Source organism: Stenotrophomonas sp. Steno-Z4 (assembly GCF_056393145.1).
Genome location: NZ_JBWJPC010000004.1, coordinates 179,497 through 204,629 on the forward strand (window position 1 = coordinate 179,497; position 25,133 = coordinate 204,629).

A 25,133-nucleotide genomic window follows, 5' to 3' on the forward strand; every position below is an offset into this window, starting at 1 on the left:
GCATCCCAATCAACCGCCGGGGTGGTGATTACTCCTCTAGGGCATGACCTCGAACGCAGGCGGCGCGTTTTCGATGTTGGGTCATGCGTTACCGTGCCGATCACCGCTATCGGCGGTCGTTTGGGAAGCGACCCTACCAGCTCAGCTCAAAGCGTAGCTCGAGTTGCTGGCCTGGCTCCAGTGTCTTGGGTGCGAGGGTGAATGCGTCTGGTGGGCCGGTTTGGGGTTCTACGCAGGTGGCGTGCGGCGCGGCGTCGTAGACCACCCAGTGTTCGGTGTTGGCACGCAGCGTCAGGCGCTGGCCGCTGTACACCAGTGTTATGTCCTTCTGGTTGATGAAGCAGTCGTCCCATGGGCCGGAGGATGCGCTTGCCAGTGGCAACCTGGCGATGCCCTCCTCGTCGCGTGGGTACATGGCGTCGGGCGCGAACAGCAACGCATCCGGCTTGCGGAACCACGGGTGCCAGCCGATTACGGCCGGCATCGGTTGGGTGCCGGCCTGCACTGCCAGGCGCAGTTCCAAGCTGTTTGGCGTCAGGTGGATGACCTGCGTTGCGGTGCCACCGAAGGGCCAGTAGTCGTCCTCCGGAAGCTCCAGCGACAGCGTGGCGCTGTCCGCCGCGATACTGTCGATGCGCCAGGGAAGTGCGAACCCTACCCCGTGGATGGCGTGTTCGCCGAAGTTTGTTGGCAATGCATACGCCCTGCCATCGAAGTTGAAGCGCCCGTGCCGGATCCGGCCGGCCCACGGCACCATCGGGTAGCAGCCCCAGGCGATGGTGGCGGCCCCACTCTCCCGTTCGTCCACCAGCCACTCGACGCCTTCATGGCGGATGCGGGCGATACGTCCGCCGGCCTCAGGGGCAAGTGCCACCTCCAGCCTGCCCGCCCGCAACCAGTGCAGGTGCCCAGCAGGCAGTGGCGCCTGCGCGTCGTCGATGGGCAACGGGCTTTCAGTTGCCATAGGGATCAATGGTCCGGATGCTGCCGTCCGCTTCCATGTGCAGCCGGGTGCACTTGACCGAGCGCAGGTGGGTGACCCCGCCCGATAACAGGGAGTCGTGATAGAACAGGTACCACTGCCCTTCGACCTGGCAAATAGAGTGATGCGTAGTCCAGCCCACTACCGGCTTGAGGATCACGCCGCCATAGGTGAACGGGCCGTACGGGCTGTCGCCGATGGCGTAGCAGAGTAGATGGGTGTTGCCGGTGGAGTACGACAGGTAATACCTGCCTTGGTACTTGTGCAGCCACGGCCCCTCGAAGAACCGCCGCTCATGGTCGTCGGCGCGCAGTGGCTGGCCGTGCTCATCCAGGATGATGACTTCCCGCGTGGGCTCGGCCAGCTGGGTCATGCCTGCGTCCAGTCGGCCGACGCGCGGGCCCAGTGCCGGCGCATCACCGGTGGGCTCTTCGTGCGTGGCGTCGTAGCGGTTGTCGCGGTACTTCTGCAGCTGGCCGCCCCAGATGCCGCCGAAGTAGAGGTAGTGCGCGCCGTCCTCGTCCTCGTATACGGCGGGGTCGATGGAGTACGTGCCGGCCATCGGCTCCGGGTCGGCGGTGAACGGACCCTCCGGGCGATCGGCCACGGCGACGCCGATGCGGAACCGCCCCTCCCCGTCCTTGGCCGGGAAGTACAGGTAGTAGCGGCCGTCACGGTGGGCCGCGTCTGGAGCCCACATCTGCTTTGCGGCCCAGGGCACGTCACGCACATGCAGGGCCATGCCGCAGTCGGTGGCCTTGCCGGCGGGGCTGTCCATCCGCAGCACGTGGTAGTCCTCCATGCCGAAGTGCCCGCCGTCATCGTCGAACGGCGCGCCGGCGTCGATGTCGTGCGAGGGATAGATGTACAGCCGCCCCTCGAACACATGGGCCGACGGATCGGCCGTGTAGATGTGGGTCACCAGCGGCTGGGAGATGGCGTGTGCCGCCAGGTGCACAAGGTTGTTGCCGTCGCGGCGCTGCTGCAGGTCCTGCTCGATGCGGGTTTCCATGCGCTTGTCGATCTTGTAGAGGAACAGCATCGCCACGGCGATCAGGAACGGGAGGGAGCAGTACACGCTCACCGTCAGGCGGATGCCGTTGACCACGCCTTCCGGCTGCTGGTCTGCGCCGGCCTGGTAGCCGTAGTACGCCAGGATGCCCGCGACCAGTGCGCCACCAATGCTGAGGCCGATCTTCAGGCCGCACAGCATCGCCGAGAAGATGATCGCGGTGGCACGGCGGTTGTTCTTCCATTCGGAGTAGTCGGCGACGTCGGCGATCATCGCCCACAGCAACGGAATGGTGATGCCGTAGAAGAAGCCGTGCAGCATGAAGGAGACGAACGCCACGGCCACGGCGGTGGGCGGGAAGAAGTAGAACACCAGCAGGAACACGGTGGAGACCAGCAGCGCGCCACCGAATACATCGCGCTTGCCGAAACGATCGGCCAACCGGCGCGAGACCCCGATGCCCAGGATCATGCAGATGATGCCGCAGGCATTGAACAGGCTGAACGCCGAGGTTGCCGGATCCTCCGGCCACGCGAAGCCGGACAGCCCCATGCCATTGAGCGTGGCGTTCAATCCGCAGATGAAGCGGTTGAAGCCGGTGTTGTCGAGAAAGCCTGCGAGAGCGGGCTCGCTCATGTAGTACTGGAAGTAGTAGATGTAGGTGCCGCCCTTCAGGGCCAGGTTGATGAAGACCAGGATCGTCAGGGCCAGCATCACCTGCCACGGGCGGTTGCGCAGCAGGTCGGCCAGGTCCTGCAGCACGCCGCCGGTCTGTTCCTTGGCCGGCACGATGCGCTCGCGGGTGGTGGCGAAGGTGATCAGGAAGAACACGGTGCCCACCACCGCGAACACGGTCATGACCCGCTCGAAGCCCAGCACGCGGTCACCGTCACCGAGGATCAGCACCAGCGGCAACAGCAGCACCTGGATGATGAACTGGGCGATCATTACCGCCACGAAGCGGTAGGCCGAGAGGCTGTTGCGCTGGGCCATGCTGCCGGTGAGCACACCACTGAGCGCGGAATACGGCAGGTTGTTGGCTGCGTAGACCAGCATCAGCAGGCCGTAGGTGCCCAGGGCGTAGATGATCTTGCCCTGCGCTCCCAGCTGCGGGGTGCTGAAGGCCAGCAGCGAGAGCACGCCGAACGGTACCGCCGTCCACAGGATCCACGGCCGGAACTTGCCCCAGCGTGTTGCGGTGCGGTCCGCGGCGATGCCGATCAGCGGGGTGAACACGAAGGCGCCCAGCAGGCCGATCACGAAGATGATCGTCGCCGCCGTGGCAGGGGGCAGCCGGTACACATCGGTATAGAAGAACGCGAGGTAGGTGATCAGCGTCTGGAAGATCAGGTTCGCAGCAAGGTCGCCCAGGCTGTAGCCCAGCTTTTCCCGTACCGACAGGACGTGCTCAGTCACGGGCAGCCTCCACGGTGAAGCGGGCCTGCACGCGGGCGTCGGCACTGGAGCTGCCTACCCTGACCTCGTACGCGCCCGGCGGCACGACATAAGCCGCCCGCGCTTCGTCGTACTGGCGCAGGGCCTGCGTTGCATCCAGATCGAACGCCACGGTACGCCGCTCGCCCGGAGCCAGCTGCACGCGCTGGAAGCCGCGCAGCGCCTGCTGCGCATCACCCGGCGCGGCATCCACCCGGCGCACATACAGCTGCACCACTTCATCGCCTGCGCGCTTGCCGGTGTTGACCACGTCCACCTGCACCTTGAGTTGCCCGTCTGCGGGAATGCGGGGCGCATCCAGGCGCAGTTTTCCGTAGTCGAAGGTTGTGTAAGACAGGCCGTGCCCGAACGGGTACAGCGGCGTGCTCCGGAAGTAGCGGTAGGTGCGGCCTTCCATGGTGTAGTCGTCAAAGGCCGGCATCGCCTGGTCTGCCTTGTAGACCGTCACCGGCAGCCGCCCGCCGGGGTTGGTATCGCCGAACAGCGCCTGGCCCACGGCGGTGCCGCCGCGTTGCCCGGGGTACCAGCTCATCAGGATCGCCGGCAGGTTCGCCTGCGCCCATTCCACCGCCATGGCCGAGCCGCCGGTGAGCACCATCACCACCGGCTTGCCGGTGGCGTGCAGGGCTTCCAGCAGCGCACGCTGCGGCGCGGGCAGGCGCAGGTCGGTACGGTCGCCGCCGGCGAAGCCCGGGTAGTTCACCTTCATCTCCTCGCCTTCGACGTCGCCGGTCAAGCCGCCGACGAACACCACCACATCGGCATTGCGCGCGGCATCCAGAGCCTCCTCAAACGGCGGCTTGGCACCAGGCATGCGCCAGCCCAGCCGCACGCCGGCGTCGCGCTCGGCATCGAAGTATTCCAGCTTCACTTCGTACGCGCGCCCGGCCTCCAGGTCCAGGTCCACGCCATCTCCATGCAGGCGGTCGCTGCTGGTCCAATGGTCCAGGACGCGCTTGCCGTCCACGTACAGGCGATAGCCGTCGTCGGCGGCGGCCTCGATGCGGTAGCGACCCGACACCGGCGGGAGCAGCTGACCGCTCCAGCGGATGCTGAACCCGTCGTTGGGGATGCCCTGCCCCGGGGCGGCTTCGCCGCGGGCCAGCAGGTTGTCGGTTGGCGAGCCGCGGTCCCAGCGGAAGCCGATCTGGGCATCGGTGCGCACCAGGGCCGGCGTTCCGGAAAGATCGGCGGTGCGGAAATACTCACCACGCAGGCCGCGCTCGGGGGAATCCACGGAAGGCCGCAGGTAAGTGGCTTCGAGCAGGGGCGTAGCGCTGGGATCATCGCGCCCTTCCACCAGGTCCACACCGCGTGCGTAGCGCACCTCGACACCCTTCGCGGCATCGCGGATGCCCTGCAGGATCGTTACCGGTGCGGCCGGGGTACCGAAGTAGTTGCCCAGCAGCGCCATGGTGTCATCGGCGGTGGGGCCCACCACGGCGATACGCTTGAGATTGCGTGACAGCGGCAGCACGCCATCGTTCTTCAACAGCACCAGCGATTCCTGTGCCGCCTTGAGGGCCAGCGCGTCGTGTGCGGGGGCCTGGTTCACCGATGCCGGGATCTGTGCCCACTTCACGCGTTCCGGCGGATCGAACATGCCCAGCCGCATCCGCGCGGTGAACAGGTGGGTGACTGCGTCGTCGATCTCGGCTTCGCTGATCAGGCCCTGCTTCACTGCTGCGGGCAGCGTGGCGTATTCCTGGCCGCACTCGAGCTCGGTGCCGTTCTTCACCGCCAGCGCGGCGGCGGCTTCGCGGGTCGGCACGATTTTGTGATGCTTCCAGATATCGACGATGGCCCAGCAGTCCGAGACCACGTAGCCCTTGAAACCCCAGTCGCGCCGCAGCACGTCGCGCAGCAGGAAGTGGCTGGCGCTGGCGGATTCGCCGTAGACCCGGTTGTAGGCGCCCATCACGGCATCCACCTGGCCTTCCTTCACCAGCGCCTCGAACGCCGGCAGGTAGGTGTCGTACAGGTCGCGCTTGCTGGGCCGGGCGTCGAAGTGGTGGCGGTCGGCCTCGGGGCCGCTGTGCACGGCCAGGTGCTTGGCGGTGGCATCCAGCTTGCGGTACACCGGGTCATCGCCCTGCAGGCCGTGCACGAAGGCCACACCCATGCGCGCGGTGAGGTACGGGTCTTCGCCGTAGGTTTCCTGGCCGCGCCCCCAGCGCGGGTCGCGGAAGATGTTGATGTTGGGCGACCAGAAGGTCAGCCCCTGGTAGCGGCCATGCGAGCCCTCGCGGATGAACTGGTGGTGCTTGGCGCGCGCTTCATCGCTGATGGTGGTGGCCACCTGTCCCATCAGCGGTACGTCGAACGTGGCGGCCAGGCCGATGGCCTGTGGGAACACGGTGGCCTGCCCTGCCCGGGCCACGCCGTGCAGGCCTTCGTTCCACCAGTCGTACGCGGGAACGCCCAGCCGTTCAATGGCGGGCGCGGCGTTCTGCATCTGGGCGGCCTTTTCCTCCAGGGTCATCTGCGCGACCAGCGCGGCGGCGCGGGTCTCGAAGCTGGCCGAGGTATCGAGCCATGGCTGCGGCGCGGCGGCGTGGCCGACGGTGGCCAGGCTGATGGCGGCGCAGAGCGCCAGCGTGCGGAACAGGGGCCTTCGCGTCATCATTTGCTCCTCAGGGCGCGCTCGTCGCGCGCGAATGGTCCCAGCAGGGCGCCGACGAAGCCGCCTGCACGATCCGTACTCAATACCGTTCCGTCCACGTCATCGGCGAGGGTCTGCCAGCCTTGGCCGTCGCGTGTGTCGAAGGCGAAGGCATAACGTCCTCCGTCCCCTTTTATCTGCAGGCCCAGCGGGGCTGCCGCTGCGACCTCGCGCGATGCGAGTGTTTTTGTTGCGCCGCCGCCGTCGCGCGCTTCAAGGAAGATCACCGCGCGATCTTCGCCAACGCTGCGGACGCCGAGGAAGTACCAGTAGGCTTCGCTCTGGAAGGCGGCCAATCCTGCCGCGACGCCTTCCGCTGGCTGCGTCATCTGGGTGCTGGCCTCGAAGCGCAGATGCTGCTGGCGGCGGCCCAGGAACGCGGGGTTGCGCAGCGTGTCGAGGTCTTCCGGCAGCGGGTGCAACGCGAGAGAGCCGGGGCGCTCGCTCAGGTTCGCCCAGGCTTGTTTGGGTACCCGCACGCGCAGCCAATCGTTGCCGAGCGTGGGGGTGTCGAACTCGTTGCGCTCCATGAAATTACCGGTGGAAGGGGCTTGTGTTGCTTCGCCCTGCATCCACGATGGCGCTTCGACGACGTACGGGATGGTCTGGCCCGCCGGCAGGATCACCGGCCAGCCGTCACGCCATTCCACCGGCAGCAGGTAGGTTTCGCGCCCGGTGTTGTAGTGGCGTGTGTCGTAGTTGCGGCTGGCAAGGAATACCGCCCACCAGGAGCCATCAGGGCCTTCCACCAGGTCCGCGTGGCCGGCGTTGGTGATCGGCAGCGGCCTGTCCTGCGGCAGGTCGCGCTGGGTGAGAATGGGGTTGCCGGTGTACGGCACGTACGGCCCCCACACCTCGCGGCTGCGCAGGACCACCTGCGAATGCTGCGGGCCGGTGCCGCCTTCGGCGTCGGAGAGGTAGTACCAGCCATCGCGCTTGTAGAGGTGCGGCCCCTCGATCCAGATCGGGTTTTGGGCCGGCTCCACGCCACCGTCGATGAGCACCTTGCGCGGCCCCACCGGTTTGAACGCGGCCAGATCGAGCTGCTGCATCCAGATGGCGCGGTGGCCTTCGTAACGCGGCGGGCCGGGCGGCACGTCGTTGTTGAGCAGGTAGACCTTGCCGTCGTCGAAGAACAGCGATGGGTCGATGCCCTCGATGCCCGGCAGCCAGTGCGGGTCGGACCAGGGGCCGGCCGGATCGCGGGCGGTGGCGATGAAGTTGCCGCCACTGTCCACCGCCGTGGTGACCACGTAGAAGACGCCGTCGTGGTATGAGATGGCTGGCGCGAAGATGCCGCGTGACACGCTGAGGCCATCGAAGTCCAACTGCGACGGGCGGTCGATCACGTTGCCGATCTGCTTCCAGTGCACCAGGTCCACGCTCTCGAATACCGGGATCCCCGGGAAGTAGGTGAAGCTGGAATTGACCAGGTAGAACTTCCCGTTGGCGCGGGTGATGCTGGGGTCAGCGTGGAAACCGGCCAGGATCGGATTGCGGTAATGCCCGGCGGGCAGCGGCGGTTCAAACGCCACGTCATTGCCGGCGTATTCGAACCAGTCGAAGTAGACCGGGGCTGCGGGTGTGGCCGCCTGCACCCGAAACACAGCGGACAGCAGCAGTACCGTGGCAATCAGCAGGCGCATCAGGGCGTCCCTGAAGAGGTGAGGGAGAGCTCGAACGGACCGGCGGGCGCGCCGCTGCTGTCGCGCAGCGTGCAGACCGGGCCGTCTGCCCAGCAGTAGCGGACGCTGGCGGCGGTTCCTGCCTGCAGGCTGTTCAGCACTACGGTGTTGCCGTCCAGCGTGGCGTCGGCGTAGGTGCAGTGCTTGGCTTCGGCATCGCACAGTTCGAAGCCGATGGGGCCGTTCGCACCGGTCGCGACCAGCGTTCCGGTGACATCATCGAAACTGATGCGGACCTCAACCCGTGTGCGGGAAGCCCTGCTTGCCGTCGGGCCGGAGGCTGCCAGCGCCTGTTCGCCATGGACCACATGACGCGCCACGCGGGCCAGGCGCCGGCCCAGTTCCTGCTTGTTCGGCGGATGGATGTCGTAGGCATCGCCGATGTCGATGGCGAGTGCCAGCCCGGAATGCGGGTCCTCTGCGGCAACGCGCCGCTGCGCCTCGCGCACCTGCGCCCAGCCGCTTTCCACCGGGGCCACGGGCGGCTGCCCGTAGCCGGCCAGCTGCACCACCAGCAGCGGCATTTCCGCGCCGAACTGCCGGCGCCAGTCATCGCGCAACACGCGCAGCCTGTCCGCGTAGCCAGCGCCATCGCCGGTGTTGGATTCGCCCTGGTACCAGAGCATGCCGCGCAGGCCATAGCTGCCCAGCGGCGCGATCATGCCGTTGTACAGCGTCGAAAGGCCGCTGGCGGCATGCCAGGGGGCCAGTGGCGGTGTCGGGTCGCCGGGCGCTGCGCGGTACCACCAGGGAGCATCCAGAACGATCCGGGTGCCATCGTCCAGCTGCAGGGCGTGGGCCTCTGCGGGGCCCGCCAGCCCGCCGTCGCCCCAGGTGTCCAGCACGTTGACGACCACGCTGTTGGTGCCGGCTTTCAGCAGGCCGGGCGGTAGCGGATAGGATCGCGGTTCCCCCGGCGCGTTCTGGCTGCCCACGGCCACGCCATTGACCCAGGTCACGTCGGTTTCGTCGGCAGGCGCCAGCTCAAGGCGTGCGCCCTGCCCGGCCTGTGCGGCGCTCAGCTTCACCTGGGTGCGGTACCAGACCATGCCGTTGTACGCGGCAAGCGCCGGGACGCCCCAGCGCTCCCATGCGCCGAGCTGGGCCGGGGCCTGGCGCCATCCGGTGCGGTCGGCATCGGGCTGCCAGGGGGCATCGCCGGGTGTGGCGCCCTCGCGCTGCTCCCACCACTGCTGCCAGTGCTTGCCCCAGGCTGCGTTTGCCGCCACGGGGTCGCTGGCATACAACGCGAACACACCCAGGGCATCCTCCATGCCACCCTGCGCGCGCAGCGCATCGGCGCTGGTCCAGGCCTCTATCCGCGAACCGCCCCAGGCCGACTGGATCAGTCCCATCGGCACGTTGACGGTCTTCCGCAGCTCACGCGCGAAGAAGTAGCAGGCGGCGGAAAAGTCGCGCACGCTTTCCGGTGATGCAGGTTGCCATGACACGGGCCCGGAGAAGCCCTCCCGAGGCGTCACGGCCGGGGCCTTGGGCACGGTGAACAGGCGGATGTCCGGCTGCGCCGCCGAGGCGATTTCACTGTCGGCGTTGAGTGCGCGCCGCACCGGCAGCTCCATGTTCGATTGGCCGGAACACAGCCAGACGTCGCCCATCTGCACGTCGCTCACGGTCTGGACGTCCCGCCCTGCCCGTACGCGCATTTCGTAGGGGCCGCCAGCGGCAAGGGGCTTGAATGTGACGCGCCAGCGCCCCTCTGCATCCGCCTGTGCCGTGGCGGTCTGGCGTGCAAACGTCACCGATACGGTGGTGTCCGGCGCGGCATGGCCCCACACGGTAATCGGCTGGTCGCGCTGCAGGACGGCATGGTCCTGGAAGAGCGGGTGCAACAGTGGCGTCACGGATTCCTGCGCCATGGCCGGTGCGGCGAAGCACGCCAGAACGCTGCCCAACATCCATCCCATCCTCGGTTTACCGCTCATCGCCCATCTCCCGGTGCCGACGGAAACTGCAGCGCTTGGTAGTACGCCAGCGGGTGCAGTGGTGGCGCTTCACCCGCTGGTAATGGCCTGCCGCTGATCGACTGGAAGTAGGCAACGCTGGCATCGCGCCACCATTGCGCTTCGCGCCGCTGGATCTGGAGGAAGGCGGCGACCTGTTCGTGCCGGTCTGCATCCACCCTTCCACGCAGGCCCGCCCAGGTGTCCTGCAGGGCCTGGACCTGGCGTACACCCAACGAATAGCGACCCACCAGCTCGTCCCACAGCGGCCGCCCGGAGACCATGCGGTGGTCCCACGGCACATGGTGGAACCACAGCAGCAGCGCCTCTGGAACCTGGGTCAGGTCCGCATAGGTCGCGGCCACTTCCGGGGCGTACTGGGCCACGGCGTTGCTGCCCGTCGCGGTGCGGTCGAAGCCGATGCCGTTGCGGTCGGCACGGTGGTAATAGACCGAGGTCCAGTCCGCACGCGGGCCGCCGTCCACCCAGGGTCCGGGTCCGTAGTGGTGCCCGCGCGCCATCAGGTGGTGCAGGCCCAGCGGGGTCATGTAGTTCACTGCGGCCTCGCGTGAGGCCATCATCATGCCGACGATCGGCTGCACCACTGCGGGGTCTGGCGAGAAGGTCATCGCCGCCCAGTCCGCGGCGATGTCACGGGAGGACTGATCGGGATTCCAGGCAAGGCGACCGAACGCATACCAGTTGGCCTGATCGAAGTGCGAGCCACTCCAGGTGCGATCGGTACCAATGTTGGCAACGCCGGCGATGCCGCTCAGTGACTGCGCCACAGTGAAGCGCTTGCCGCCTGCGCGCGTGTCGGCATGCAGCACTTCTTCGAACAACGGCCCCAGGTACACCAGGTGCGTGGCGAAGCCCAGGTACTCCTTGGTGATCTGGAACTCCATCATCAGCGGCGTGCGCGGCATGGCACCGAACAGTGGATGGAAGGGTTCGCGCGGTTGGAAGTCGATGGGGCCGTTCTTCACCTGCAGCACCACGTTCGGGCGGAACGCACCGTCCAGCCCCGCGAACTCGGTGTAGGCCTGGGTGGCCCGGTCGGCGGGTACGTCGTGTGCATAGACGAAGGCACGCCACATCACCACGCCGCCGTGCGGTGCCAATGCATCGGCAAGCAGGTTGGCGCCGTCGGCATGGCTGCGGCCGTAGTCCTGTGGGCCGGGCTGTCCTTCGGAGTTGGCCTTGACCAGGAAGCCGCCGAAATCGGGAATGCGCTGGTTGATCTCGTCGGCCTTGTCGCGCCACCACCGCTGCACCGCCGGGTCAAGCGGATCGGCGGTCTTGAGCCCGCCCAGTTCGATGGGGGCGCTGAAGCGCGCGCTCAGGTACACGCGGATGCCGTAGGGCCGGAATACCTCCGCCAGCGCGGCCGCCTTGTCCAGGTACTGCGGCGCGAGGCTCTGTGCGTTGGCGTTGACGTTGTTCAGCACCGTGCCGTTGATGCCCAGCGAGGCATTGGCCCGTGCGTAATCGGTGTAGCGCGGGTCGCGCCATTCCGGCAGCGTCTGCCACTCCCACAGCGAGCGGCCGGCATAGCCGCGTTCGACATACCCGTCCAGGTTGTCCCAGTGGTCAAGCACCCGCAGCCGCACCCTGGGCGCCTCGTGCACCGCAAGTTCATCCAGAGCCGCGCCCGTCTGCAGCAACCTGAGCAGATGGAACGTGCCGTACAGCACGCCGATATCACTGCGCGATGCCACCAGCAGCATGTCGCGCCCATCACGCCGCGTGCGCTTCAGCAGGTAGCCCTCTTCCCCGAGCGATTCGAGCTCTTCGCGGAAAGGCGCGATCAACGCCGACGACTGGGGCGTACCAAGCGCAAGTACGTGACCAGCGGAACTTTCGTTTTGGATCCGCGGTGCGGTGCCCAACAGACCCATGAGCCCACGGGCCAGCTCGTCGCGCGCGGCACGCTGCGTGGGCGTCCTGTCAGGGGCGGCAACCTCGCCCAGTTGTGTGCGGTAGTGCGCTGCAAGCACGGGTTCCAGCGGTACGTAGCGCAGCCAGAGGTCGTAGCCATCCTCCGCGCGCGCACCCGCGCTGCAGGCCATCAATGCCAGCGCAGCAAGCAGCATCCGATGACACCGCTCGACACGCGTGCGGTGTGCCAGTGCGGCCGGCAAACCTTGTAAGCTCAGCCGGTGCTTTGTACGCCACAGCGTCACGAAGAAGAACGGGAGTGCGCATTGGACAAACCGAAGAAATCGGTCCGCCGCAAAGCCAGTGGCGTGACGATCGACGAGGTGGCGGCGCTGGCCGGGGTGTCGCCGATGACGGTGTCGCGGGCGATCAACCAGGGCAAGGTGCGCGATGACACCCGCGAGCGCGTGATGCGCGCGGTGCAGGCCCTGGGCTACACGCCCAACCTGGCCGCCAGTACGCTGGCCGCGGCGCAGCACACGCGCATTGCGCTGATCTACACCAACCCCAGCGGCGCCTACCTGCGCGAACTGCTGGTGGGCCTGCTGCGGGGCGCGTCCAACGCCGCCATCCAGCTGGTCATCCACTACTGGGACAACCTGGACCCCGTTGCCGAGCGCAGGGCCGCGCGCGCCCTGGCCGGCCGCGTGGACGGCGTGATTCTGCCGCCTCCGCTGTGCGAATCGCCGGTGGCCGTGACCGAGCTGGTCCAGGCGGGCATTCCGGTGGTTGCCATCGCATCGGGACACCTGCGTGACGATGTTTCCTGCGTGCGCATCGATGACTTCCACGCCGGCAAGGAAATGGCCGAACACCTGATCCAGCACGGCCACACCCGCATCGGCTTCATCCGCGGCCGCAGCGACCTGAGCGCGAGCGCGCGGCGCTACGACGGCTTCGCCACCGCCCTGCACGAGGCCGGGCTGGAGGTCGAGCCCCGCCTGGTCCAGGAGGGCGACTACACCTACCGCTCGGGGCTGGATGCCGCCGAAAAGCTGTTGTCCCAGTCCCAGCCGCCCACCGCGATCTTCGCCAGCAACGACGACATGGCGGCTGCCGCCATTTCCGTGGCGCACCGGCAGGGGCTCGAGGTTCCGCGTGACCTGTCGGTGGTGGGTTTCGATGACACCTCCGCCGCCACCACGGTGTGGCCCGAACTCACCACGCTGCACCAACCCATCGCCGCGATGGCCGACGCGGCCATCGACATCCTGCTGCGCACCATCCGCCAGCGCACCGATGACAGCCGCGTGCTGACCGACCACGTGCTGCCGCACCGCCTGGTGATGCGCGATTCGGTCGCGCACCCGCCCAAGCGGTGATGGCACCGAGCGCACAGTTATGCGCCTGGGCATGCGACGGTGGCGTCCGCTTCGTTCAGGGCGCCCAGCGCGACGCGTGACACCGAGAGCGTCATTGCGCCGGCGGTGCCGATCGACCAGGGCCGATCCAGCTTGCCCACGTCCGCCCCCGCGCCTGCAAGGCACTTCAACGGCACACCCACGCGCTTCCATTCGCCCACCGGCAACTTGGCCAGCGCAGGTGCGAGCGGCACGCGGGCGGTGCACCCGGCGCCACAACCAACCGACAGCCAGGCGTCGCCCTTGGGCGCAGCATCCACCCGCAGCGTAGTGATCAGCATCAGGTCGCCATTGCTCTCGCGCTGCAGGTCCAGCGGAACGTGCGACTGCACGGCAACCGTTGCCTCACCCTTGCCCGACCATGCCAGGCGGCGGCCATCTTCCTGCACCAGGTGGTCCACGCCGGTAACCTTGAGCAGGTCGCCATCGAGTGATTCCGGCACCTTGGTGACGGTGACGCCCTGCCCCGTGCTGCCTTCCAGGCGCAGCGCCATGCCGGAGCCGGCGTCCCCGCGTGCGAAGAACACACCGGCCGCCCCTTCGTTGCCGGTCACGCCGGAGACTTCCGGCAGCGGGGCCAGGTCGCCCTTGTCGGCGTAGGTCAGGCCGAAGCCGAAGGCGAACTGCGGGTCGTAGTCTTTCTGTCCCACGTTGTTGGCGTACTGGATCGCGGTGCGCGGCCAGCTGAAACTGAGCTTGCCCTTGAAGTCGTGCTGCACGCTGCCATCGGGCTTGCGCAGCAGCACATCGGCAATGCCGCCGCCTTCCGAACCGGGCAGCCACGCCGCCACGAACGCGTCGGACGCATTGATCTCGCGGTTCACCCACAGCGGGCGTCCGCTCAGGAACACCGCCACCACCGGGATGCCATCGGCCTTCAGCTTCCGGATCAGCTCAAGATCCGCGTCGTCGCCCGGCTTGTAGGCCAGGGTCGCCAGGTCGCCCTGGAACTCGGCATAGGGGTTTTCGCCGAACACCACCACGGCCACGTCCGGCTTGGCGGTGTACTTGCCATCCACCGCCAACAGCGCTTCGCCGCCTGCGGCCTTTGCCTGCTGGGCGATGCCTTCGAAGATGCTGTCCGCGTTCGGGAAGTCCTTGCGGGTGGTACCGGTGCCCTGCCAGTTCAGCGTCCAGCCGCCGGCCTGTTTGCCGACATCGTTGGCCCCATCACCGGCTACCAGGATGCGCTGCTTGGGCGCCAGCGGCAGCACGCCGCCCTGGTTCTTCAGCAGCACCAGCGATTCGCGCACGGCCTGGCGTGCCACCGCACGATGCTCCGGTGCGCCGATCAGCGCGAACTGGCCGCCGACCGCGCGCGATGACGGCTTGCCGGCTTCGAACAGGCCCAGCCGCATCTTCACCCGCAGGATCCGGCGCACCGCATCATCCAGGCGTTCCTGGGTGATGGTGCCGGCCTTCGCCGCCGCCAGCGTGGTCTCGTAGAACCCCTTCCAGCTGTCCGAGGCCATGGCCATGTCCAGGCCGGCATTGATGGTGGCCGGGCAATCGGTGGTGGTGCAGCCCTTGACCTGGCCGTGGCCGTTCCAGTCGCCCACCACGAAGCCGCCGAAGTTCATGCGGCCCTTCAGCGCGTCGGTGAGGTAGGCCTTGTGGCCATGCATCTTCTCGCCGTTGACGCTGTTGAACGATGCCATGACGGTCTGCGCGCCCGCCGCGATCGCGGTCGGGTAGCCGGCGGCGTGGATGCGCACCAGCTCGGCTTCGCTGATCCGGGTATCGCCCTGGTCCTTGCCATCGGTGGTGCCGCCGTCGCCGAGGAAGTGCTTGACCGAGGCGATCACGTGGCGGCCATCCAGGAAGTTGGGCGAACCCACCTTGCCCTGCAGGCCCTCGACCACGGCGCCGGCGTAGCTGGCCACGACTTCAGGCGATTCGGAATAGCCTTCGTAGGTGCGTCCCCAGCGGTCGTCCTGCGGGACCGCGACGGTGGGTGCGAACGCCCACTCCATGCCGGTGGCGCGGGTTTCCAGCGCAGTGATCTCGCCAATCCGCCGCACCAGGTCCGGGTTGCGTGCCGCGCCCAAGCCGATGTTGTGCGGGAACAACGTGGCGCCGACGATGTTGCTCTGGCCGTGCACCGCGTCGATGCCGAACAGCACCGGAATCGCCTTGCCGCCCTGCGCGGTGTCCATCGAGGCTTCGTAGAAGGCATCGGCCAGCGCCAGCCATTCGGCGGGCTTGGCGTCGTAGCGGCCGCCCGGATCGGAGTTGCCGCCAGCAAGGATGGAGCCCAATTGATACCTGCGCACGTCATCCGGCGTGATGCTGGCGATGTCGCCCTGCACCAGCTGGCCGACCTTTTCCTCGACCGTCATGCCGGCCATCAGCTCGGTGATCCGCTTTTCCATCGCGGGGTCGTCGGGCAACGGCCAGGTTACCTGGGGCCAGGGGTTGGCGTCGGTCTTTGCCTCGGCCTGCACGGGCGCTGCCGCCTTGTCGTCGCCCTTGCAGGCAGCGAGTGAAAGCAGCAGCGCGGCCAGCAGGAAGCCGGTGCGGCGGGTGGCGTGGTAGTGGGTCATGGTGCTCATCCTTGCCGGTGGGCTCAACGCAGGAGGTACTGGTTGATCAGGTTTTCGTAACGTTCCTGCTTGCCGCTGATCTGCTTCGGCTCGCCACCCTTCGCGCCCAAGGCCGCCAGCTCGGTGAGGCTGAGCGCGCCGCGCTCGAAGTCCTTGCCGGCGCCGCTGTCGAAGCTGGCGTAACGCTCCTTGCGCCACTGTTCCCACGGCGAATCGTTCAACAGCCCATGGGCCACTTCCAGCCCGCGCGCGAACGCGTCCATGCCGCCGATATGGGCAATGAACAGATCGTCCAGATCGGTGGATTCACGGCGCACCTTGGCGTCGAAATTGAGGCCGCCTTCCAGGCCGCCCTGGCGCAGCACCACCAGCATCGCGCCTACGGTGTCGTACAGGTCGCTCGGGAACTGGTCGGTATCCCAGCCGTTCTGGGCATTGCCGCGGTTGGCGTCGATGCTGCCCAGCAGGCCGTGGTCGGAGGCGACCTGCAGGTCGTGTTCGAAGGTGTGGCCGGACAGCGTGGCGTGGTTGGCTTCGATGTTGAGCTTGAAGTCCTTCTCCAGGCCGTGTTCCTTGAGGAAGCCGGCCACGGTGGCGCTGTCGAAGTCGTACTGGTGCTTCATCGGCTCCATCGGTTTGGGCTCGATCAGGAAGTTGCCCTTCAGGCCGATGCTGCGGCCGTAGTCGCGCGCCATGGTGAGGAAGCGCGCGAAGTGGTCCACCTCGCGCTTCATCTGGGTGTTCACCAGCGAGGCGTAGCCTTCGCGGCCGCCCCAGAACACGTAATGTTCGCCGCCCAGTTCAACGGTGGCTTCCAGCGCGGCCTTCACCTGCACGGCGGCGCGCGCCACCACGGCGAAATCCGGATTGGTCGATGCACCATTCATGTAACGCGGGTGCGAGAACAGGTTGGCGGTGCCCCACAGCAGCTTGATCCCGGTGGCGTCCTGGCGCGCCTTGGCCAGGCCGACCATGTGCTTGAGGTTCTTTTCGTACTCGTCCACATCGTCGGCATCCGGCGACAGGTCGATATCGTGGAAGCACCAGTACGGCACGCCCAGCTTGGTGAAGAATTCGAACGCGGCATCCACCTTCGCTTCGGCGCTGGCCAGCGGCGAGCCTGCTTCCCAGGGGAAATGGCGGGTGCCCGGGCCGAACGGGTCGTGCCCGGCGTTGCAGAAGGTGTGCCAGTAACAGACCGCGAAGCGCAGGTGCTCCTGCATGGTCTTGCCGCCGATCACCTTGTTGGCGTCATAGACCTTGAACGCAAGCGGGTTGTCCGAACCGCGGCCTTCGAAGGGGATACGGCCGATCCCGGGGAAGTATTCCCTGGCGCCAATGTAGGGTTGGGTGCTCATGGTGCAGTTCCTTTCGTTGTGCGAGGTGTCGCTTAGAGGAATCAGCCGCGCTGCAGCGGCGTGACGGCGTCGAGATAGCGCAGGAAGCGCGCATAGGCGGTGGCATAGGCAGGTGCGCGCGCCGGCTCCGGGCGCGCCGACAACTGCGGGTCGAGCGCCACGTGGCGCTCGGCGATATCGGCAATGCTGGCCTCATCGCCGCGTGCGTGGCGCAGCGCCCACAGCGCCTGCAGGGCCGCGCCGAACGCCGCGCCTTCGGACTGGGTCGGCACGTCCACCGGCAGGCCGAACACATCGGCCACCAGCTGCCGCCAGGCGGCGCTGTTGCTGCCGCCGCCGGTGAGCACGATGCGGTCGAACCGCATGCCGGCGCGGACGAAGGCGTCGTAGCCGTATTTCAGGCTGTAGGTCGCCCCTTCCATCGCCGCGCGGTACAGGTGGGCCGGGGTCATGTTGGTGGTGTCCAGGCCCGCCAGCACGCCTTTGCCGTGTGGGAGGTCGGGCGTGCGCTCGCCATTGAGGAACGGCAGCATCACCAGGCCATCGGCACCGGGTGGCGTGGTCCGCAGGTGGCCATCGCCAAAGCGGGTGCTGAAATCGAACGCGTCAGCGACCTGCTCGGTCACCACGGTGCAGTTCATGGTGCAGATCAACGGCAACCAGCCGCCGGTGGACGAGCAGAACGCGGCCCAGGCCCCGTCGGGGTCGACCACGGGGCTGTCGGAGTAGGCAAACAGCGTGCCCGAGGTGCCCAGGCTCATCGCCAGGCGACCGGGCACTACGCAGCCGGTACCGATGGCCGCCATCATGTTGTCGCCACCGCCGACGGCCACCTTCACGGTGGCAGGCAGGCCGAACGATTTCGCGGCTGCCGGTGCGATATCGAACAGCGCTTCCGGTGGCGCGATGGGCGGCAGGCAATCGGCCAGATCGCGTTCCGGATCGGTCGCGCGCAGCAGCTCGGGCGACCAGGTGCGGGTGCGCACGTCCAGCCAGCCGGTGCCCGAGGCATCGCCGTATTCGCAGAAACGCTCGCCGGTCAGCACGAAGTTGAGGTAGTCGTGCGGCAGCAGGATGGTGGCCAGGCGCGCGTACGCGTCGGGACGGTGCGTTCTGGTCCAAGGCAGCTTCGAGGCGGTGTAGCCGGTCAGGATGGGGTTGCCGGCCAGCGCAATGGTCTGCGCTGTTCCGCCGGCCGCGTCCATGATCTGCGTGCACTCGGCGGCGGTGCTGGTATCGCACCACAGCTTGGCCGGTGCCAGCACCTCCCCGGCTGCATCGAGCGGCACGAAGCCGTGCTGCTGGCCGGACACCGCCAGCGCAGCAATGCGCGAGCGCACCGACGGCGCGATCGCAGCGAAGCAGCTGTGCAATGCGGCCACCCAATCGGCCGGGCGCTGTTCGCGGCTGCCATCGGCGGCGCTGTCCAGTTCAAGCGCCGCGCTGGCGCTGGCCACCACGCTGCGCTTGGCGGGGTCGTAGACCAGCACCTTCAGGCTCTGCGTACCTGCATCGATTCCCGCAACCAGATCCATCCCATGTACCCCGAGTGTTCTTGAAAGGTAGCGCTACCAATTTCGTGCGGCAAAGCGTGGCCCCGCTAGGCGGTGACCAGGCTCCGCGGCCAGACTTCTGCCGGCGCCCTGCAGTAGCGCTCAATGAACTCTGCCTGCGAAGGCATGCTTGCCGCGGCCTGCTGTATCGGCTGCTGGATCCGCGCCAGCAGCGTGCGCAGGTCGGCATCGCTGAGCGCCCGCGCCAGCGGGTGCGGCGGCCCCGGCAGGATGCCCTGCCCCATCAGCACGCTGGTCCAGGAGTCCACGCGGAACAGTTCCCCGGGGTCCTGCCAGGCGTGTGCGCGTTCGCGCCAGGCGCGCAGCCGCACCGCCAACGATTCGGGCAACTCCATCTCGCGGCACGCCTTCCACATCGGCTCGTCGCGCTGGGTGGCGTGGTAATGCAGGATGATGAAGTCACGCACGTGCTCCATTTCCTGCCGGCTGACATCGTTGTACAGCGCAGTGAGCGTCGGGGTGATGCCATCGAACGGGAACAGCTGGATCAGCCGCACCACGGCGCTGATGGTGAGGTGGATGCTGGTCGATTCCAGCGGTTCTATGAAGCCGCTGGCCAGGCCCAGCGCCACCACATTCCTGTTCCAGGCTTTCAAGCGGCGCCCACTTCGGAACGGCACCAGCCAGGGATCACGCAGCGGCTGGCCTTCGATGTCACGCAGCAGCTTGGCCTGCGCCTCGTCATCGGACATATGGCGGCTGGAGAACACCAGCCCACACCCTACCCGGTGCTGCAGCGCGATGTGCCAGCGCCAGCCGGCCTCGTGCGCGATGGCGCGGGTATACGGCACCGGCGGCTTGACCGACTCGGTCTGCACGGCCACGGCGCGGTCACTGGGCAACCACTGGTTCCAGTCTTCGTAGCCGCTGTGCAGGGTCTGCTCGGTGAGCAGGCCGCGGAAACCGGTGCAATCGATGAACAGGTCACCTTCGATCACCTGCCCGTCTTCCAGTACCAGCGCCGCCACGGAGCCGTCGTGGGCGTGCTGCCGCACTTCGCGGATCTTGCCTTCCACCCGGCGCAGGCCCTGCGCTTCGGCCCGGCGGCGCAGGAATTTCGCGTACAGCCCGGCGTCGAAGTGATAGGCGTAGTTGACCTGCGGCTGGCTCTGCAGCGAGAACCGGTCACCGCGCGAGGCCACGCTCTCCAGGCAGAAGTCGCCCAGGTCCGAGGGCATGCCGCGGCGCTGGCTGTCCAGCCAGAAATGATGGAACGGGGTGGCCCAGGTGCTTTGCCCGATGCTGCCGAACGGGTGGATGAAGCGCTCACCCGGGCGGCGCCAGTTCTCGAACGAAATCGAAAGCTTGAAGGTACCGGCCACCGCCTTCAGGAACTCCTGCTCATCGATCTGCAGGTAGCGGTGGAAGGTGCGGATCGGCGGCACGGTGGATTCGCCCACGCCCACGGTGCCGATCTGCTCGGATTCCACCAGGGTGATGTCCAGCTGCTCGCGGAACTGGTGCGATAGTGCGCAGCCGGCCAGCCAGCCTGCGGTACCGCCGCCGGCGATGACCACCTTGCGGATTCGCCCTTCTGTTGTGTTCGCAGCGTTCAAAGGGATGCTCCCATCAGCGGTTCAGTCGACCGAGCAGCTGCGCGCGGGTGCGGCGCGCCTGCATCTCGTCGAACGGTGCAAGCTCTCCCCGGGCGGCGTCAGGCAGGTGCTGCCCTGCGCGCTCACCGGGACCGAACACGTAGTACTCGAAGATCTTTGCCCAGGCCTTCTTTTCGCGCGCCGGCAGGTCGCGCAGCGCCCACATCGCATGCTGCAGTGCCGGCAGCGGCGAGGACAGGAAGCTGGGCACGCTGCGCCACCAGTAGTTCACCAGCACGTTGAACGGTTCCAGGCTGCGCACGTGGTGCCACCACATGCTGGGAATGAAGATGGCATCGCCCGGTTCCAGCTCCGCGGTCTGCGCGCTGGCCAGCGCGTCACGGAAACGGGGATGCCGGTCGAAATCCGGGCGGTCGAAATCGACCACGCTGACCACCTGCCCACCCGGGGTGGGCTCCAGCGGGCCCGGGTAGAGGTTGTCGATCTGCTCCGGCGGGAACAGGGTGAACCGGCGCCGGCCCACGGCGCAGCAGGCCAGGTTGTCCGGCGTGTCGTAATGGCACGAGGCGGTAACGCGGTTGCCGATCCAGATGCTGGCCGAGGCCTCGATGCCCTGCCCGGCCAGGCCGGCATCATTGGCCTGCGCGAACCCGGGCAGCGCACGCTCGATCAGCAGCGAGGCCACGTAATAGGTAGGCGGCTTGGGGGCATCGAGGGTGTCGGCGATCTCGTCCAGCACCTGGGTCAGCAGTCCGCGCCGGACCTCGAAGTTCAACTGGGTGAAATCGTCGTTGTAGAACGGGCGCCCTTCGATCTCGGGGCCGCCAAAGGAGTACTGCACCGGCAGCCCGGCATCGAAACCGCGAAGGTAGGCCAGCGCCTGCTGGGGGGAACGTAACCCGGCCTGCACCAGTGCCCAGTCGCGCGCGATGCCGCGCAGCACCACCGGCTCGCCGGCGGCCACCAGCGCCGCCAACGGCAGCGCATCGGGCTGCAGGCCTTCCAGGGTGCGCATGGCAACGCCATCCGGCATCGGTCAGTTCCTGCCCGTCGCGGTGGCGGCATCCTGCGCGCGCAGGCGCCGCTGCTTTTCAGCGATCAGCCGGCGCATGTTGTGCAATGAAGCCAGCATCAGGTACGCGCCTTCCAGGTAACCGGCGCGGTTGAGTTCGGCCAGCGCGGCGCCGTCCAGCTGGGCCAGGCGGTCGCGGTCGATCGCGTGCAGACCGTTCACGCCCACCCGGTTCTGCGGGTCGATCTGCACGTCGAGCGTGATCGGTTGAATCAGGCCTTTCGTATCGAGCATGGCAAACATCTCGGCGCCAAAGGCATGGCCGTCGTGGATGCCGCGCAGCACGTTGGCAATGTGGTCCAGATAGGGGCTGTTGCCACCCTGTGGCAGGAACACCGGCTCGCCGGCGCTGCTGCTCACGCGCGGGTGGTCCAGGTCCACGTGCAGCACCGGTTCCCGGGTGAGCGCTCCGTCGATGCGGTTTTCCTGGAACCCGATCAGGAACGGCCCCTTGGCCGCAGCCCCCGGAAGGTAGGACGCATTCCAACGGCCGTCGTCCAGGTACAGATTCTCGTGCTGTTCAAAGCCCAGCAGAACCACCGACTGCCACTCCCCGGTGGCGGCGTCTTTGCGCAGGAAAATCGGGTATTCCCGCTGCAGTTCGGCGTACTCGCTCGGGTAGGCCGGCACCATGCCTACCGCGTCGCCAAATTCGGGCCCGAAACCGGTCGCGACACGCAGCTCCCGGTGGGCGATGTTGTTGAGCATTTCGTAACGCGGCATGTGTAGTCCAATCCCTGCAGGAGCCTGCACGGGTGCCGCTGCCGGAACAGCGGCACCCGTGGCCTGTTCAGAACCTGTAACGAACGCCAAGCATGTAACGCGGATCCTGGTCAGCCAGCTTCACCATCATCTGCGAGGTGCGCGAACGCCAACGCACGTCCTCACCGGTCAGGTTGATGGCTTCAAGGCTGAACGACCAGTTGTCATTCAGCGTGTAGCCCACGCTGAGATCCCACTGGTCGTACTCTTCCACATAGTACGGGTTTCGGCTGGAACCCTGGTTGGCCAGGATCAGGTACTGGTCGCGCCAGTTCCAGGCCAGGCGCACCGACCAGCCGTACTTTTCGTACATCAGCATGGCATTGGCGGTATCGCTGAGGCCAGTGAGCGAGAACTGGTCGACGTTCGGGTCGCCCGCGTCGTTGTAGCCCACGTCGCCGTTGACGATGGTGTAGTTGGCCAGCACGCCGAAGCCGGTGTCGCCGAAGAAGTACTGCCCGCCCAGCTCCCAGCCATGCAGCTTGGACTCGTTCTGGTTGATGGGGCGGTTGACGTTGAACTGGTACAGCGGGTCGGCCGCGGTGCCATACAGGTCGTAAGCCGCTTCCGTGGCCAGTACCTGCGCGCCGGTGCCGTCGTAGGCGCCAAGCCCGGCCGGATTGTTGCGCAGCAGCGCCAACGCGGTGAACAGCGAGGTGTCATTGGCCGAGCAGGCCGCCGCGTTGGCCGGGCCAACCTGGGCGATACAGGCCCCACTGGTCAGGAAGCCAAGCGCCGCCTGCGCGTCCGGTCCGGAGGTGGGGTCGCGCAGGCCGTACAGGTTTTCCTGCACGATGGTGTTGCCGATGAAGTTGGCGACCTGCTTGTTCCAGTACGTAACCGACACATAGCTGGCATCAGCGAAGTACCACTCCAGCGCCAGGTCCAGGTTGTCCGATTCCAGGGGCTTCAGGGCAGGGTTCTGGGCGGTGCCGCTGGCCCGCGAGGACGGGTCGATCAGCACCGAGCCGAACGGCTGCTGCGCGGTCGGGCCGGCGTACAGATTGCCGATCGGCGCGCGGGCAATGCTCTTGCCGAACGAGATGCGGCCCTTCAGGTCGTCCAACAGGTCGATGCTGAAGTCCAGGTTCGGCAGGATGTAGCTGTAGCTGGTCTTCTCGGTGAAGGGCTGCTGCTCGTCGGACAACAGCACGCGGAAGTCATTGTTCGCCTGCCACTGGATGCCTTCGGGAATGGCGATGATCGAGGTGGACACCACATCGGTGGTTTCGTAGCGGACGCCCAGTCGCGTATTGGTGCGGTGGCCGCCCAGGTCACCGTCCAGCTCGATCTGCATGTACGCCGAGTTCGTCTTCTCTTCCACCCGGTTGTCGGCGGCATTCTGCGGGCTCACGCCCAGGTTGGCGCCGTAGTACTGCCCCGCCCACTGCGCCAGCCGGCCGGCGTCGCCGCGCCAGGCGCTGAAGCTGTTGATGTTGAAATCGTCGAACATGCCGACGATGTTCACCGGCTGCAGCAGGTCCATCAGGCCGTTGGCCACATCGCCGTTGACATTGGCCACGCCCCAGTCGCCCAGGGTGTTGTAGTTTTCCGCGGCCTGGATGCGGTGGGTGGTCTGCTTGCTGGTGTCCACGCCGAACTGGAAGCGGCCTGCGTCAAAGGCCCACTCACCGTCGACACGGCCCTGCTTGATCTCGCTGATCTGGGTCTGCGAATTGATGCGCAGTACCTGCGAGCCGATCTCGCCCGGCACGAACCCGCCGTTGACCACGCCATTGGTCTTGGCGATGGCATCGGCAGCGGTCGGGTACCAGACCTGGGTGCCCACCGGCAGGCCGTTGTTCCAGACCATTTCCTGCACGTAGGTGCCACCGCACTGCGGCCCGGTGGTGCAGTTGTTGGTGCCGGCGATACTGGAGAAGATCGAGCCGCCGCCGGTGAGCGGATCATTCGGCCGGCTTTCGTTCTTCGAATCGTGGCCGTCGAAGCTCAGCTTGAAGCGGTCGGTGATGTTCCAGGTGGCATTGAAGCCCAGCGAACCCAGCTTGTACTTCTGCATGCTGCGCTGCTGTTCAAGCCCGAAGTCCTTGGTGCCGGCGATTTCGCGGATGTAGATCGGCGTGGCCACCGCACCGCTGGTGTCGAAGACCACATCGGTGTAGTTGCTGTTCTGCAGCCACATGCCCTGCTCGCCACGATTCTCTTCGATCTCGTTGGTCGAATAGGTGTAGTCCAGGGTCAGGGTCACCGCGTCGGTCGGGGCGAACTGCAGCACCGCCTGGCCATTGATGCGCTCGCGTTCGAAATCGGCGAAGGCATAGCGCAGGTCGTTCGGGCGCCCGTACAGCGCGCCGATCGCCGGTGCGTTGGTCACGGTCGGGTTGCCGGGCATGGTCCCGGTCCACGGCTGGATGTTCCAGTAGTTGTTGGTGGCCTGCACCGAGCCACCCTTGCGCTTCTGGTAGCTCGCGCTGACACCCACACCCCAGGTTTTTTCCGGGTTGGTGTAGCTGAAGATGCCGGAAAGCTCCGGGGTGATGTCGTTGTCGAACGGCTGGCTCTGGTCGGAGACGATCTTCGCCCCGGCACTGGCCACCGTGCCCTCATGGTCGAACGGACGCCCGGTGAGGATGTTGATGGTGGCGCCGATACCGCCGCTGGGCACGTTGGCCTGGCTGGTCTTGAAGACCTCGATGCCATTGACGGCTTCGGCCGCCAGCTGCGCGAAGTTGAACGCGCGGGTACCGCCGTCCACACCGCCGATGGCGACCTGCCCCGCCGCGCCGAACGCGTCGGCACCGGGCATCTGGCGGCCGTTGAGGGTCACCATGTTGAACTGCGGGCCAAAGCCACGCGCGGTGACCTGCGCGCCTTCACCATCACGGCGCTCGATCGAGATGCCGGTGATGCGCTGCAGGGATTCGGCCAGGTTGGTATCCGGGAACTTGCCGATGTCCTCGGCACTGATCGCATCCACCACGCCAGCCGAGTCGCGCTTGATGTCCATTGCCTGGCTGAGGCTGTTGCGGATACCCGTTACCTGCACGGTGTCGAGCTGGGTCGGGGTGGACTGGGACTGCGACTGCTGCTGCGCGGCAGGCGCCGGCGACGCGGCGTCCTGTGCGAATGCGGGATTGATGACCAGGACGCCGCCCACGAAGGTGAACATGGCCCGGGATGTAAGTTTCGCCAGCTTCCGGCTCATGCGTGAGCCCTCAGGTCTGGGGTACGACGGAAAGCACAAGCGCTCA

The 25,133-nt window shown here is 67.0% G+C and carries 14 protein-coding genes and 1 pseudogene; 1 reads left to right on the plus strand and 14 read right to left on the minus strand.

The genetic code is table 11. The features are described 5' to 3' along the window. Window positions 1-133: 133 nt before the first annotated feature. From AC06E7_RS11605 to AC06E7_RS11635, 7 genes and pseudogenes are all read right to left on the minus strand, one after another. Window positions 134-964, minus strand: coding sequence for an aldose epimerase family protein (locus tag AC06E7_RS11605; protein WP_478064803.1), 831 nt, complete (start codon window positions 962-964; stop codon window positions 134-136). Then, on the minus strand, window positions 954-1,970 hold the full coding sequence (locus AC06E7_RS11610; protein ID WP_478064946.1) for a glycoside hydrolase family 43 protein: 1,017 nt from the start codon (window positions 1,968-1,970) through the stop codon (window positions 954-956). Before AC06E7_RS11610 ends, AC06E7_RS11605 begins: the two co-directional genes overlap by 11 nt. Then, window positions 1,956-3,416 (minus strand): annotated as a pseudogene (locus tag AC06E7_RS11615) (MFS transporter); the annotation flags it as partial. The pseudogene AC06E7_RS11615 and the gene AC06E7_RS11610, both read right to left, overlap by 15 nt. Continuing rightward, window positions 3,403-6,072 (minus strand): glycoside hydrolase family 3 protein, encoded by a 2,670-nt coding sequence (locus AC06E7_RS11620; RefSeq protein ID WP_478064804.1) that lies wholly within the window; start codon window positions 6,070-6,072, stop codon window positions 3,403-3,405. The pseudogene AC06E7_RS11615 and the gene AC06E7_RS11620, both read right to left, overlap by 14 nt. Next, window positions 6,072-7,757 carry a glycoside hydrolase family 43 protein gene (locus tag AC06E7_RS11625; protein WP_478064805.1) on the minus strand — a complete coding sequence of 562 codons (1,686 nt, stop codon included), beginning with the start codon at window positions 7,755-7,757 and terminating at the stop codon, window positions 6,072-6,074. Before AC06E7_RS11625 ends, AC06E7_RS11620 begins: the two co-directional genes overlap by 1 nt. Then, on the minus strand, window positions 7,757-9,712 hold the full coding sequence (locus AC06E7_RS11630) for a sialate O-acetylesterase (RefSeq protein ID WP_478064806.1): 1,956 nt from the start codon (window positions 9,710-9,712) through the stop codon (window positions 7,757-7,759). The genes AC06E7_RS11625 and AC06E7_RS11630 overlap by 1 nt, the downstream gene beginning before the upstream one ends. 23 nt (window positions 9,713-9,735) lie before the next feature. Next, window positions 9,736-11,850 (minus strand): alpha-glucuronidase family glycosyl hydrolase, encoded by a 2,115-nt coding sequence (locus AC06E7_RS11635; RefSeq protein ID WP_478064807.1) that lies wholly within the window; start codon window positions 11,848-11,850, stop codon window positions 9,736-9,738. A gap of 111 nt (window positions 11,851-11,961) precedes the next feature. Between AC06E7_RS11635 and AC06E7_RS11640 the strand changes: the two genes are divergently transcribed. Next, window positions 11,962-13,017, plus strand: a complete 1,056-nt coding sequence (locus AC06E7_RS11640) for a LacI family DNA-binding transcriptional regulator (protein WP_478064808.1) — start codon at window positions 11,962-11,964, stop codon at window positions 13,015-13,017. A 17-nt stretch (window positions 13,018-13,034) separates the two neighbouring features. Here AC06E7_RS11640 and AC06E7_RS11645 read toward each other — a convergent pair whose 3' ends face one another. The 7 genes from AC06E7_RS11645 to AC06E7_RS11675 form a co-directional block, all read right to left on the minus strand. Further along, complete coding sequence (locus AC06E7_RS11645; protein ID WP_478064809.1) at window positions 13,035-15,599, minus strand: glycoside hydrolase family 3 protein; 2,565 nt, start codon at window positions 15,597-15,599, stop codon at window positions 13,035-13,037. A gap of 23 nt (window positions 15,600-15,622) precedes the next feature. Next, window positions 15,623-16,957 carry a xylose isomerase gene (gene xylA / locus AC06E7_RS11650; RefSeq protein WP_478064810.1) on the minus strand — a complete coding sequence of 445 codons (1,335 nt, stop codon included), beginning with the start codon at window positions 16,955-16,957 and terminating at the stop codon, window positions 15,623-15,625. A 41-nt stretch (window positions 16,958-16,998) separates the two neighbouring features. Further along, a complete protein-coding gene (gene xylB, locus AC06E7_RS11655) occupies window positions 16,999-18,492 on the minus strand; it encodes a xylulokinase (protein ID WP_478064811.1) in 1,494 nt (497 codons plus the stop codon). A 65-nt stretch (window positions 18,493-18,557) separates the two neighbouring features. After that, window positions 18,558-20,087, minus strand: coding sequence for a tryptophan halogenase family protein (locus AC06E7_RS11660; protein WP_478064812.1), 1,530 nt, complete (start codon window positions 20,085-20,087; stop codon window positions 18,558-18,560). 13 nt (window positions 20,088-20,100) lie between these two features. Beyond that, window positions 20,101-21,120: a cupin-like domain-containing protein gene (locus AC06E7_RS11665; protein WP_478064813.1), complete on the minus strand. Its 1,020-nt coding sequence runs from the start codon at window positions 21,118-21,120 to the stop codon at window positions 20,101-20,103. A gap of 3 nt (window positions 21,121-21,123) precedes the next feature. Continuing rightward, window positions 21,124-21,882, minus strand: coding sequence for a SapC family protein (locus tag AC06E7_RS11670; protein WP_068852119.1), 759 nt, complete (start codon window positions 21,880-21,882; stop codon window positions 21,124-21,126). Window positions 21,883-21,949: 67 nt separating this feature from the next. Beyond that, window positions 21,950-25,087 (minus strand): TonB-dependent receptor, encoded by a 3,138-nt coding sequence (locus tag AC06E7_RS11675; RefSeq protein ID WP_478064814.1) that lies wholly within the window; start codon window positions 25,085-25,087, stop codon window positions 21,950-21,952. Between the last annotated feature and the right edge of the window lie 46 nt (window positions 25,088-25,133).

Bases quoted from the DNA above. Each gene is read 5' to 3' on its own strand.
- AC06E7_RS11605 (WP_478064803.1), bottom strand. From the start codon at position 964: ATGGCAACTGAAAGCCCGTTGCCCATCGACGACGCGCAGGCGCCACTG.
- AC06E7_RS11620 (WP_478064804.1), bottom strand. From the start codon at position 6,072: ATGACGCGAAGGCCCCTGTTCCGCACGCTGGCGCTCTGCGCCGCCATC.
- AC06E7_RS11625 (WP_478064805.1), bottom strand. From the start codon at position 7,757: ATGCGCCTGCTGATTGCCACGGTACTGCTGCTGTCCGCTGTGTTTCGG.
- AC06E7_RS11630 (WP_478064806.1), bottom strand. From the start codon at position 9,712: ATGTTGGGCAGCGTTCTGGCGTGCTTCGCCGCACCGGCCATGGCGCAG.
- AC06E7_RS11635 (WP_478064807.1), bottom strand. From the start codon at position 11,850: ATGCTGCTTGCTGCGCTGGCATTGATGGCCTGCAGCGCGGGTGCGCGC.
- AC06E7_RS11645 (WP_478064809.1), bottom strand. From the start codon at position 15,599: ATGACCCACTACCACGCCACCCGCCGCACCGGCTTCCTGCTGGCCGCG.
- xylA (WP_478064810.1), bottom strand. From the start codon at position 16,957: ATGAGCACCCAACCCTACATTGGCGCCAGGGAATACTTCCCCGGGATC.
- xylB (WP_478064811.1), bottom strand. From the start codon at position 18,492: ATGGATCTGGTTGCGGGAATCGATGCAGGTACGCAGAGCCTGAAGGTG.
- AC06E7_RS11665 (WP_478064813.1), bottom strand. From the start codon at position 21,120: ATGCCGGATGGCGTTGCCATGCGCACCCTGGAAGGCCTGCAGCCCGAT.
- AC06E7_RS11670 (WP_068852119.1), bottom strand. From the start codon at position 21,882: ATGCCGCGTTACGAAATGCTCAACAACATCGCCCACCGGGAGCTGCGT.
- AC06E7_RS11675 (WP_478064814.1), bottom strand. From the start codon at position 25,087: ATGAGCCGGAAGCTGGCGAAACTTACATCCCGGGCCATGTTCACCTTC.